Raw genomic sequence first — 12,823 nt, forward strand, 5'->3', positions numbered from 1 at the left:
TTCTAGTTATTCATATTTCCAAACGCCGGAGATGCTCAATATCATTAGTCCTGGCTGTTTTTCTCCATAGCTGAATACGCAGATGTATTTTGAATGACAGGAAGAACAATCTGTCCCAAAATATAAGGTAGGCAGATCATTAACAGTCAATTCTCCAAAATGAATCATTCTTTGAGAAGTTCCGTTGACGATTCCGTGTTTTAATAATTCATCTTTGGATATTATTTTGTCTTCATTGTACACCTGGAAGATTGGAAATCCTGATTCGTAGGGCTTTATCTCAACCGTATTTTCATGACCGCAATTACAGCAGGTAAAAGTGGTAATGGCTGCTGGAAGCGCTTCATCATTAATGAAAGTGCTTTTTGTAACTGAAGCTTTTTTAGTAATGTTTATTTTGTTTGATATTGAATACATCTGAATGAATTTATGGCTGAATAACTGTGCCCACTAAGTTAGGATATTTTCCGCTTGGACTTTTCTTGATGGTAACTTTTATATAGCCTTCTTCTGCTAGCTTATTCCACGTTTTCTGATAACCAGTGTTGATGTCAATCGGAATTTTCCACATGGTTTGCTTTCCTTTACCCGCCTGGCTAAACCAAGGAATAATGTCTGCTGTCTGTGTTTTAAACTGCATTGAATTGTTCAAGACATCAATCTCATAATAGAAGTCGTACTTGTCTTCAGGCTGGTTTAATGCTCTTTGGGTAAACGTATAGGTATATCCGTTGATGATAGGACTTGTAAAACTTCCTCCCAAAGTAGGAACACCTGTTCCGTTATAACTGCCTACAGCACCGCTGTATCTGTCAAATTTCTGTCCAGCTTGTAATGCAACATCATCAACGATATTGTAGCCTCCGTTTGCAGGCGGCCATCCGCCGTTTAAATTATTAGCCTTAAAAAGTGATTCCAGCTCGCTCCATTTTCCTCTTTTATAAAGATCATAGGCTTGGTTTCTAAGAGGCTGGCTTGCCGTATTGTTGGGGTCATAAGTTGTTGCCAGTTCATCAGCATTTTTGTAGAATACGGTTGTGACATCCGGATTGGTGTCTATTTCATCATCTCTATCTGAATTACAGGCAATAGAGAACGAAGCAATAGTAAAAAAAAAGAGGTACTTAAATAAATGTTTCATATAAAAATTTTAAATTATTTTAAAAATCAGAGGTATTAGAAGGGGCTGCCTTTTTGAAACATCATTCTTTACAAAAATCTTAAGTGGAAATGTTGATATGAATATTATTAATGTTTTTCCGTTCAAAAAATGATCGGAATCTGCCTTAATAATAGTTTTTTCTGGCAGTAAATTGTTGAAAGATCAATTCAGCCAAAATAGGGTCGAGAGAAGCAACTGTATCAGACGTTCAAAAAACGACTTCGGAGCTCCCTTAAATACAAACTGGGTAAACGGTACAACAAAAGAATATTATTGTTCGATAAATTTAAATTAAAAAACTCAAATACTAGTTATTTTATTTTAAATAAAATATTTTTATGAAATTAGTTACATTCATAAAAATATTTAATATAATATTTTACATTTTGCAAAAATAAAACTGCCCCGTAAAGGGCAGTTTTTTTCACATCGTTTAATTTTAAAAGTTATTAATTTTTAATAAATCTTTTAGTTGATTCTCCAATTTGAAGCATATAAGCACCTTTAATTAGATTGCTTACATTCACAGAGCCTCTCTGAAGTTTTCCTGAGTCAATTAGTTTTCCACCCATATCGAAGATTTTATAGTCTTCTGAAGTTGTATTGGAAACATAAAGTACATCTCTTACAGGGTTTGGATAAAGCTTAATATCTGTGATCAGATCTTTTGTATTCTGAAGATCTCCTTTTCCTGAAGAAACGATATTAAGAGTGTAATCTTCAACCTGGCCATACGTGAAAGCTTCACATGATGAAGTAGGTATTGAACTGTATTTCATCATTACTCTCATTCTTGTAGATCCAACAGTTGCTGTAGCTGGAATTGTGATAGATCCTGTTACTGGGCTTGTTGTAGATCCTGCTTTTGTCCATGCTAATTCTCCACTGTCTGTAAAGTCTCCATCACCGTTGTAATCAATATAAACAGCATATGCTTCGCTATATTTTGTAGAGGTCCAAACCGGAGTAACGGAGATCGTATAAGCACTTCCTCTTGTTACATTGGTAGAAACTGAAGTGAAGTTTTCGTAACCAGCTGTTCCTGTAGAAGTATTATTAATAGATCCAAATGTTACATTTCCGATTCTTTCATCTGCTGTGTTAGATGCTGATGAAGAGCAATATGAAACGCTTCCTCCTGCAAGAGTGGTAACACTTACTGTATTGCTGGAAACAGATGCGTTTCCTGCTGCATCTTTTGCTTTAACAGAGAAAGAATAGGTTGTTGATGGAGTAAGTCCTGTTACGGTATATGTAGTAGAAGCTGTAGAACCTATTAATGAAGCCCCTTGATATACATCATATCCGGTAACCCCTACATTATCAGTAGCACCTGACCATGAAAGGTTAGTTGTTGTAGCAGTAGTTCCTGAAGCAGCAAGGGTAGGAGCTGTAGGAGCAACGGTATCAGGAGTTCCGGAACCTGCATTTACAGAGATGTTGGCATTGTTTACATCAAAGAAAATGTGATTTGATCCTTTTACCATAATTCTTCCTGTAGTGGTAGTAGAATTAGGAATAGTAACTGCCTGTGAACCGTCATTTGGTGTTCCTGCCAATAGAGTAGTCCATGTATTTCCACTGTCTGTTGACCAAAGGATATCTACATTGGCTGCATTCACACCATTAGCTGTAGTTCCTGCCACGTTCCATGTAATTGTTTGAGAACTTCCTCCGGCATAGGTTGTGGCTGAGTTCTGAGAAGTTATATTAAATGGTCCCGCAGTTCCGTTAACAGTGATTACGGCATCATCAGAATTATTTCCTGAACCTCCTGCCTTGTTATCACGAACGGTAAATCTGAAGTTTAATGTTCTGGCCACTGAAGAAAGTGCTTCTACTGTGATTTCAGACCCGGCTGTAGTGGTTGCACCTGTTAATACAGAAGCCATTCTTGGGAAGTATCTTGCAGGAGAAGTGGTTGGTGTCCATGATCTGAAGTTCGGTCCTGTAGCTTTTGTTGCACTGGCAGCTGAACTTGCTCCTGTTTGTGAAGAAGAAGCATTGTCCATTTGTTCCCAGATGTAAGTTAGAGAATCTCCGTCAGCATCCGTTCCTGTACCCGTCAGTACGAATGGAGTTCCTTTTGGAATTGTATAATCTAAGCCTGCGCTTGCTGTAGGAATTGAATTTCCTGTATTGGTATTGACAGAACAAGTTTTAGCTTTGATATTATTTGTAATCTGTTGAATACTTATCGCGTGGAAGAACGCATCAGAATGCGGTTGAATATCCTGGCTGGTAATTCCCGCATAGCCCATGATTGTTGATCCTGATCCTGGTTCCATATTGACACCTGTTCCTTCATTGTTCATGGAGAATGTATGATTTCCTCCGAACTGGTGTCCCATTTCGTGAGCCACATAGTCGATATCAAAATTATCTCCTGAAGGAATAGCATCTGCAGGGGAAGTATATCCGCTTCCTTTTGATCCGTTTGTACAGATACAGCCGATACAGCCTGCATTTCCACCGCCTCCTGAAGCTCCGAACAAGTGTCCGATATCATAGTTGGCTTCACCAATTACAGAAGTTAAAGTGCTTTGTAATTGAGAATTCCAGCTGCTCATTCCGGAAGCTGCAGAATAAGGGTCTGTAGATGCGTTGGTGTAGATTACAGCATCGTTATTAGTGATCAGAACCATTCTTGCTGCGAAGTCTTTTTCAAAAACACCGTTTACACGGGTCATTGTGGTGTTCATTGCAGCTAAAGCCTGAGCTTTTGTACCCCCGAAATAAGTAGTGTATTCTCCGGTACATGACAGTGCCAGTCTGAACGTTCTCAGTTTGGCATCATCAGCGTTAGGTCTTGCAGCAAGAGCAGAGTTGGAAACTCCTTTCTGTGCAGCATCTACTACTGTACATTCAAACTTGTTAAGATCATCTTTTTTGTCAGATTTTCTGTACACTACATAAGAAGAAAGATCTTTAGTGTAAGGTTCAATGAAAACCGCAGATTTATCACCGTAAATTTCCATTGATGACAGTCCTAGTGGGGAAACACTGAAATAGACTGTGGAATTAGGATCATCCAGACCTTGTCCTACATAGGATTTGATATCCGGATATTTTGCTGCCAACTCAGGAGCAAAATTGGAATTCTCCCTCACTTTAAAATTTTCCATTCTGCCTTCAGAATTTGGAAAAGAGATGATGAGTTCTGATTTTTCGCCTACAGCCAGTCTTTTGGGAGCTTTTGCAAGAGCATTTTTCAATCCGTTGATGTCCAGGTTGTAAACCTTAGGATTGCTGATGCCTGTTTTGTTTTCAAAAATCTCTGATGAAGTTTTTCTGGAACCTTCAGACCAAAGACGGTCAGTCTGTGCGAAAGAAATACCCGAAATAAGGAGCATTCCAATCAACGTTAATTGTTTTTTCATATTAAATATTAAATTTGATTGTGGAATATCAAAGCTAACGAAAAATATATTATCAAAAACAAAATTTTTTAAGAGAAATTTAGAATGTTGACTTAGAATACTATGCAGTACATTGAATATAATTGAAAAAGCTTATTAATAAAAGAAAAATGAAATGATGAAATGTGCTTTAATTTTTTAAAAAAATAAAATAGATATATTTCTTTATTAATTTATTAAAATGAGACAATAAAATTTGTTAATTATTTAATTATATGCAAGAATGTTAGTGAATTAAATTTTGATAATTGCTGTCATCTATTCTACATTCTGTCTACAAAAAAAGCTGTTTCATTTTGAAACAGCTTACTATATTTATATAATCCTTACTTAGAATTTATCATCAGCAGTAGGGCCGTAAAGTCCAGGGACTTTGTTTCCGGTTGATCTTAAATAAACAACTAATTCCCCTCTGTGATGGTACAAATGATTATAAAGAAAGCCTCTTACCACCTGGATTCTTGGAGATGGCGGAAAAAGTACGTTTCCGTTCATTTCCATTTTCCACTCATTGAAATAAGTATTCTCATCCGAGTTTTCAAGAACTTTCTGTGCGTTGGCAACATTTTCTTCAAATTTTGCTAGGATATTTTCCGCTTTGGAAATATCTCCTTTGTCATACTTATACGCACCCATATCAAAAGTGTCCTGATTGAAAGTGGATTCGTACCAATTGTATACTTCAGCAATGTGAGAGGCTAACTGTCCGGTTGTCCAGTTTTTTTCAGACGGTTTCCAGTCTAATGCGCTGTCAGGGATTGCCTGTAAAATTTTTCTGGTGTTTTCAGCTTCGTGCAGAAATTCACCTAAAAGTGCCTGTTTAATCATTTGTATTGGGATTTAAAGATTTATTTTGTAATATCTCTTCCAATTACCAGTCTCTGGATCTCAGAAGTACCTTCACCAATTGTGCAAAGTTTAGAATCTCTATAGAACTTTTCAGCCGGGAAGTCTTTTGTATAACCGTATCCTCCGAAAATCTGAACTGCATTGTTGGAAATTCTTACACAAGCTTCAGAAGCATATAGTTTAGCCATAGCTCCTTCTTTTGTCATTTTCTGTTTTGCGTTTTTCAGGGTAGAAGCTCTCTGAATAAGAAGCTCAGCAGCATCAATTTCTGTAGCCATATCTGCAAGCATAAAGTTGATTGCCTGGAAATCTGAAATAGGCTTTCCGAACTGATGTCTTTCTTTTGCATATTTCAAAGCAGCTTTATAAGCTCCTCTTGCAGTACCTAAGCTTAGTGCAGCGATAGAAATTCTACCACCATCCAATACTTTCATAGCCTGCTTGAAACCTTCACCTACTTCTCCTAAACGGTGGGAATCCGGTACACGTACACTATCAAAGATTAATTCAGCTGTTTCTGAAGCACGCATTCCTAACTTATTTTCTTTTTTCCCGGAAGTAAACCCAGGCATTCCTTTTTCTAAAACAAAAGCTGTAGAGTTGTTTTTAGCACCTATTTCTCCTGTTCTTGTCATTACTACTGCAATATCTCCTGAAATAGCGTGAGTGATAAAGTTTTTAGCTCCGCTGATAACCCATTCGTCACCATCTTTTACAGCAGTAGTAGACATCCCTCCTGAATCTGAACCTGTATTGTGCTCTGTAAGACCCCAAGCTCCGATTACTTTTCCGGAAGCCAGCTGAGGAAGCCATTTGTGTCTTTGTTCTTCATTTCCAAATTCATAGATATGGTTGGTACAAAGTGAATTGTGTGCTGCTACAGAAAGACCGATAGATGGGTCAACCTGAGAAATTTCATCCAGAATAGTAACATACTCATGATAACCTAAACCGGAACCTCCATATTGTTCAGGAACAACAATTCCCATAAAACCCATCTCACCTAACTGGTGGAATAAGTCTTTTGGAAAAGTCTGGCTTTCATCCCACTCCATAATGTTCGGTCTGATGTTCTTTTCTGCAAATTCTCTAGCCGTCTCCGCTATCATTTTGATGTTGTCAATAGTCTCTGTATTCATATAATAATAGTTAGTGCCCAAAGATAACCAAATTGATGGAATGCTAAAATAATTATTTCATTCATACTATTTAAGCCATAATATGTTTAATTTTCAATTTTTTATAATTTCAGAATTAATGTTTTCTTAATAAAATATTCAGTCTTTTACGATTTTTATTTCACTATTTTGGTTCCCAATTTTTAAAGCATGAAAAAAATTTTACTTCCTATCATTTTAATTTCCTCTTCTATTTCTGCGCAGGCACCTGCCGGATATTATGATGGAACAGCAGGATTGACAGGATATGCTCTGAAGTCGAAACTTCACGATATTATTTCGGATAAAATGATCAACTGGCATTATGACGATCTGAAGGTGCTCTATAATCAAACTGATCTTGACAAATATTATGATCATGATGCTTCCAATACTCAGTACATGCTGGATATCTACTCGGAAATACCTTCGGGACCGGATGCTTATGAATACAAAGCAGATCAATTAATAGCTGGTGCAGGAGGAGAAGGTTTGGGCTATAACAGGGAACATATGATGCCGCAAAGCACATTCAGTACAAGTTCATCTATCAGTGATTATCCTATGTATTCGGATCTGAACTTTATTATTCCTGCTGATGCTTATATTAACCAGCGAAGGAATAATTATCCTTATGGAATAGGAAATAATACGAATCATTATATTTTTACCAATACTTCGAGGATATCCAATGCCGCAATTCCAAACTATCCATATACCGGAAGGGTTTACGAACCTATAAATGAGTTTAAAGGGGATATCGCAAGGACTTTATTGTACTTTGCCGTAAGATATGAGGGGAAACTGGGGTCATTTAACACCGCTTATACTACATCAGCAAACATAACACCGGCTACAGATCAGTGTCCGCTTGACGGAACCGAAGAAAGAGCCGTTGATCTTCCATATGTTGTCATGCTGAAGCAATGGAGTGCTGCAGATCCTGTTTCGCAAAGAGAAATTGACCGGAATAACGCCATCTATACCATACAGAAAAACAGAAATCCATTTATTGACCACCCTGAATGGATTGATATGATCTGGTCTGAAACGCCCGATAACGTTGCACCGGCAGCTCCGGGATCCTTGGCTTCAACGCAGCAGAATGCCTATTTTGTCAATTTGAACTGGACGGCTTCTCCTGATACCGATGTTTTAGGATACAGGGTTTATGTGAATGGTTCAGCAACACCGGTAGCTGTTACAAAAGGAACTTCTATAAGCATAGACCACCTGAGCCCTTCAACAACTTATACTTTTACAGTGAAGGCTTTTGATAAAGCATATCTGGAGTCTCCGTTCAGTAATACGGTGACAGCTTCAACAATTGCTTTGGATTCATTTGCTTCGGATCTTATGATTACAAAATATATATCAGGAACCAATACAGATTTCGTTAAGAATAATGCTCTGGAAATCGTTAATAAAACCGGACATGAGGTTAATTTAAATAATTACAGAATTAATATTCAGTTTAAAAACAATTCTTCAGGAGCTATTTATAGTGGTGATACCTATGAGCTGGAAGGTAAGGTTGGAAATAATGAAACTTTTGTTATTTTGAATCCAAAAGCTGCTTTATCATGCTATACCAATGATCAGGCAAGATTTGTTACAGCTTCTGATCCTATGCTGTTTGCAGGACAGAACTACGTGGAGCTTGCTTATAATAAAACGGTTACTATAGATGCCATTGGTGTAAAATATACTACCAATAATAATGGAAATGTGTCTTTATATAGAAAAAGTACCATCAATAAACCTGCAGATACATTTAATATGAGTGAATGGGATTCTTATCCGGCTAATTACTGTCAGAATCTGGGTGGCACATTGTCTACTGCAGAACTGATTACTGCCAATAATGAATTTACAATATATCCAAACCCGGTTTACAATGATCTTTATGTAAGCGGAACAACGGAAAAAATAAAAACAGCCCGAATTATAGATCTTTCCGGAAAAGTGATCTACACAGAGAAAGATCCTTTCAGAAATAAGAAAAGTATTTCGGTACAGGGAATTCCTACAGGATTGTATTTCTTGCAACTTGATGAGAAAGCACATCAGTTTATTAAAAGATAACAGGTGTAGGATCACCATGCTTTTTTAGTAACAAGTCTAAACCTCACATATTTTTAAAATCTGTGAGGTTTTATTTTTTAATAGGGGTGATGAGATTGCTTCGCTTTGCTCGCAATGACTGTTTTAGCCCTGATAGGAGCGGTTACCCCACAGCAGGAAGAGGCCTTTCGGCTGAGCTTAGGATGGCCGCCAAGGCGCGAGGAGTATGAGCGGATAGCAGGAAATAGCTTCTTACTTAAAAATAAAGTGAAAAATGTAGAGTTAAAGTAAACGTAATGAAAAAAGTTTTATCAGGTTTTTACATTTTCATATTTTTGTATTTTTTGGTAAAGGCTTAAAAACCTTATGGTTACTATATAATCGATATAAGCAGATTCACTAATAATCAATATCTATAAGTGTTTCTGCTTATATTTTTTATTTATAAGTAATTATGCTTATATTTGCAGTATGATAGCGGTCATTACCGGTGATATTATAAATTCACAGCATGCAGATACTGAAGTTTGGATTACCAGACTTAAAAATCTTCTCGAAAGATGGGGAAGTGCTCCTGGCACATGGGAAATCTACAGAGGAGATGAATTCCAGTTCAAATGCAATATTGATGACGTTTTCTGGCGGTTTCTAGCCATAAAATCTCTTATTAAAAGTCTGGAAAATTTAGATGTAAGAATGGCCATCGGTATTGGTGAAGAAAGTTTCTCTTCTGAGAAAATCACAGAATCCAATGGTACAGCTTATGTACATTCCGGAAGACTGCTTAATGACCTTAAAAATGACGGCCATACCGTTGCCATCAAAACATCCAGTGACCCGGTGGACAGGGATCTTAATATTCTGTTGAAATGGTCATCAAAAGATTTTGACAACTGGACTATGGCTACGGCTGAAATCATTCATGAAATGATCATGAATCAGGATATTACCCAGGAAGATCTTGCTAAAAGATTTGCTATTTCACAGTCTTCTATAAGCCAGAGACTGAAGAGAGCCAACTATGAGCTTATCGTGGAAACCAACCAGTATTTCAGAAAGAAAATCTCAGAACTATAGCATGATCTTTATTAAACTCATATTGGCACATCTACTCGGAGATTTTATACTTCAGCCAAATTCATGGGTTGCAGATAAGGAAAACTATAAACTAAAAAGTAAGTTTTTATACTTTCATATTCTGATTCACACTGCATTAAGTCTTATTTTACTTTGGGATCTGAAACTTTGGTGGGTAGCAGTTTTGGTGGGGATTACTCATTTCATTATTGATGCGGCCAAACTTACATTTCAAAATGTAAAGACTAAAAAAAGATGGTTTTTCATTGATCAGCTTCTGCATGTACTGGTAATTGGCGGAGTTTCCCTGTATTTTCAGGAATTCTGTTTCAGCTTTTTGCAGAATCAGGAATTTTTAAAGCTCATTATGGCTGCATTGTTTTTGACAACACCGGCTTCTATTTTTATCAAAATCTTATTGTCATCATGGACACCCGCTCCGGATGGCCCCAACACTATTCAAACCGAATCTTTATCAAGTGCCGGAAAATATATCGGAATTTTAGAACGTCTGCTGGTCTTCACTTTTATCATGGTGAATCACTGGGAAGGTGTAGGTTTCATGGTAGCTGCAAAATCTGTTTTCAGGTTCAGCGACCTTGCACAGGCAAAACAGAGAAAACTTACAGAATATGTATTAATTGGTACACTGCTGAGTTTTGGGCTGGCTGTCTTAACAGGAATAATAATAAAATAAATCAATAAATCTAACTACAATTTAGAAAGTAAAATTATGAGTCAAAAGAAAGAAATGTTGTACGAGGGGAAAGCAAAACAGGTATTTGCAACTGATAATCCTGATGAAGTAGTAGTACGTTTCAAAGACGATGCTACAGCATTTAACGCTCAAAAGAAAGGTCAGGTTGATCTTAAAGGGGAAATGAACAATGCAATCACAACCCTTATTTTTGAATACTTAAATGAAAAAGGAATCAAAACTCATTTCATCAAACAATTGGACGAAAGAGAGCAGCTGGTAAGAAAAGTATCTATCATTCCTTTGGAAATGGTGGTAAGAAATTACTCTGCAGGAAGTATGGCACAAAGATTAGGAGTTGAAGAGGGAATCAAATCTCCGGTAACAATCTTCGATATCTGCTACAAAAAAGACGAATTGGGAGATCCGCTTATCAACGATCACCATGCTGTTTTCTTGGGAGCTGCTACTTACGAAGAGCTTGACGAAATGTACGAATTGACTTCGGATATCAATGAAATCCTGATCGACCTGTTTGACAAAATCAACATCATCCTGGTAGATTTTAAAATCGAATTAGGTAAAACTTCAGACGGTGAAATTATCCTGGCTGACGAGATTTCTCCTGATACATGCAGACTTTGGGATAAAGATACTATGAAAAAATTAGATAAAGACAGATTCAGAAGAGACTTAGGAGAAGTTACTGAAGCTTATGTAGAAATCTACAACCGTCTTAAAAATCTTTTACAGAAATAAGATTTCAGAGAAAGTATGTTTCTGTAAAACAATTTGTTATTTAAAACAAAAATTAAAAACTGAAGTTAACTTAGACTAATTTCTAACATCTAATATCTAACTTCTAATCATTAGAAAAAATAGAAATGAAAAGTTTAGACATTCATAAAAGTGAATATTTAAAACAGTTTGAAACCCAGACTTACGGAAGAAATCTTTTCAGAACTCAGGAAGAGGAAAGACTGGATGCTCCCAATGAAGAGTGTGGGATCTTCGGATTGTATTCGGATAATGATCTGGATACTTTCTCTCTTTCGCAGTTCGGGCTTTTTGCGTTACAGCACAGAGGCCAGGAAGCTTGTGGTATCTCCGTTTTAAAAGACGGAAGAATCACCAATATGAAAGATGAAGGACTGGTTTTAGATGTTTATAAAGAAATTCAGGAACCTGAAACTTTTATGGGAAATTCTGCAATTGGGCATACCCGTTATACCACTGCAGGAGATAAAAAGAAATATAATTTCCAGCCATTTTTCGCGAAAAACGAATATGACCAGATTATACTTTCTATAGCACACAACGGTAACCTTACCAATGCGAAAGAATTAAAACAAGAATTAGAGGCTGAAGGCGTAGTCTTCAGAGCTACATCTGATTCTGAGGTGATCCTGAGACTGATCCAGAAAAACCTTGATTTAGGTCTTCGTGGAGCTATTAAAGCAACAATGGAAAAGATTGAAGGAGCTTATTCCGTAGTGGGGATGACCAGAAATAAATTCTTTGCATTCAGAGATTTCAACGGAATCCGTCCATTGGTTTTGGGAGCTATTGATGAAAGATCTTATGTAGTAGCTTCAGAATCTGTGGCATTGGATGCTGTAGGAGCTCAATATGTACGTGATATCCTTCCTGGTGAGATCATTTATACCAATGAAAACGAACCTGGAAAACTTCATTCTTATATGATGGATGAGGCAAAAGGAAAGCAGAGAATCTGTTCTTTTGAATATATCTACTTTGCAAGACCTGACTCTACCTTAGAAAACATCAATGTATATGAGATCAGAGAAAAATCTGGGGAGAAAATCTGGGAACAGGCTCCTATAGAGGCTGATCTGGTTATTGGAGTTCCGGATTCCGGAGTTCCTGCTGCCATTGGTTTCTCTAAAGCTTCAGGAATCCCTTTCCGTCCTGTTTTGATTAAAAACAGATATATCGGAAGAAGTTTCATTGTTCCTACACAGGAAATGAGAGAAAGGGTAGTGAACCTTAAACTGAATCCAATCATCTCTGAGATGAAGGATAAGAAAGTAGTGATCATTGATGACTCTATCGTTCGAGGAACAACATCGAAGAGACTTGTTAAAATTCTAAAAGATGCAGGAGTAAAGGAAATTCACTTTAGAAGTGTTTCTCCGCCTATCATTGCCCCATGTTATCTTGGAATTGATACTCCGTCTAAAGATGATCTGATCTCAGCTAATATGACCACAGAAGAACTTAAAAATTATTTGGGCGTAGATTCCTTAGAATTTTTAAGCATTGATAATCTGAAAGAAATTTTAGGATCTGCAAACCACTGCTTCGGATGCTTTACAGAAGAATATCCTGTAGAAAAAGGAGAAGAGGTAGATTTATTCAATTAACTTCTTTATTGAAA

General features: G+C 36.9%; 10 protein-coding genes. 5 read left to right on the forward strand and 5 right to left on the reverse strand.

Annotated elements, in window-relative coordinates:
* Positions 1–6: 6 nt before the first annotated feature.
* From CHRYMOREF3P_RS01825 to CHRYMOREF3P_RS01845, 5 genes are all read right to left on the reverse strand, one after another.
* A complete protein-coding gene (locus CHRYMOREF3P_RS01825) occupies positions 7–417 on the reverse strand; it encodes a hypothetical protein (RefSeq protein ID WP_077417531.1) in 411 nt (136 codons plus the stop codon).
* A 10-nt stretch (positions 418–427) separates the two neighbouring features.
* Positions 428–1,141, reverse strand: a complete 714-nt coding sequence (locus CHRYMOREF3P_RS01830) for a glycohydrolase toxin TNT-related protein (RefSeq protein WP_180563711.1) — start codon at positions 1,139–1,141, stop codon at positions 428–430.
* A gap of 470 nt (positions 1,142–1,611) precedes the next feature.
* Positions 1,612–4,542, reverse strand: a complete 2,931-nt coding sequence (locus CHRYMOREF3P_RS01835) for a reprolysin-like metallopeptidase (protein WP_180563712.1) — start codon at positions 4,540–4,542, stop codon at positions 1,612–1,614.
* A gap of 369 nt (positions 4,543–4,911) precedes the next feature.
* Entirely contained in the window at positions 4,912–5,409 is a 498-nt protein-coding gene (locus tag CHRYMOREF3P_RS01840; RefSeq protein ID WP_077417525.1) for a DinB family protein, read from the reverse strand.
* 20 nt (positions 5,410–5,429) lie between these two features.
* Positions 5,430–6,569: an acyl-CoA dehydrogenase family protein gene (locus tag CHRYMOREF3P_RS01845; protein WP_077417523.1), complete on the reverse strand. Its 1,140-nt coding sequence runs from the start codon at positions 6,567–6,569 to the stop codon at positions 5,430–5,432.
* 189 nt (positions 6,570–6,758) lie between these two features.
* Between CHRYMOREF3P_RS01845 and CHRYMOREF3P_RS01850 the strand changes: the two genes are divergently transcribed.
* The 5 genes from CHRYMOREF3P_RS01850 (at position 6,759) to purF (ending at position 12,809) form a co-directional block, all read left to right on the forward strand.
* Entirely contained in the window at positions 6,759–8,672 is a 1,914-nt protein-coding gene (locus CHRYMOREF3P_RS01850) for an endonuclease (protein WP_180563713.1), read from the forward strand.
* Between the two features lie 450 nt (positions 8,673–9,122).
* Positions 9,123–9,728 (forward strand): SatD family protein, encoded by a 606-nt coding sequence (locus CHRYMOREF3P_RS01855; RefSeq protein ID WP_047384977.1) that lies wholly within the window; start codon positions 9,123–9,125, stop codon positions 9,726–9,728.
* 1 nt (position 9,729) lies between these two features.
* The gene (locus CHRYMOREF3P_RS01860; RefSeq protein ID WP_180563714.1) at positions 9,730–10,425 is read left to right on the forward strand and encodes a DUF3307 domain-containing protein; all 696 of its coding nucleotides are present in this window, start codon (positions 9,730–9,732) and stop codon (positions 10,423–10,425) included.
* Between the two features lie 36 nt (positions 10,426–10,461).
* Entirely contained in the window at positions 10,462–11,184 is a 723-nt protein-coding gene (gene purC / locus CHRYMOREF3P_RS01865; protein ID WP_027372243.1) for a phosphoribosylaminoimidazolesuccinocarboxamide synthase, read from the forward strand.
* A 125-nt stretch (positions 11,185–11,309) separates the two neighbouring features.
* Positions 11,310–12,809, forward strand: coding sequence for an amidophosphoribosyltransferase (gene purF / locus CHRYMOREF3P_RS01870; protein WP_077417516.1), 1,500 nt, complete (start codon positions 11,310–11,312; stop codon positions 12,807–12,809).
* The last annotated feature ends 14 nt before the right edge of the window (positions 12,810–12,823 follow it).

Source organism: Chryseobacterium sp. JV274 (assembly GCF_903969135.1).
In the GTDB taxonomy this organism is placed as follows: domain Bacteria; phylum Bacteroidota; class Bacteroidia; order Flavobacteriales; family Weeksellaceae; genus Chryseobacterium.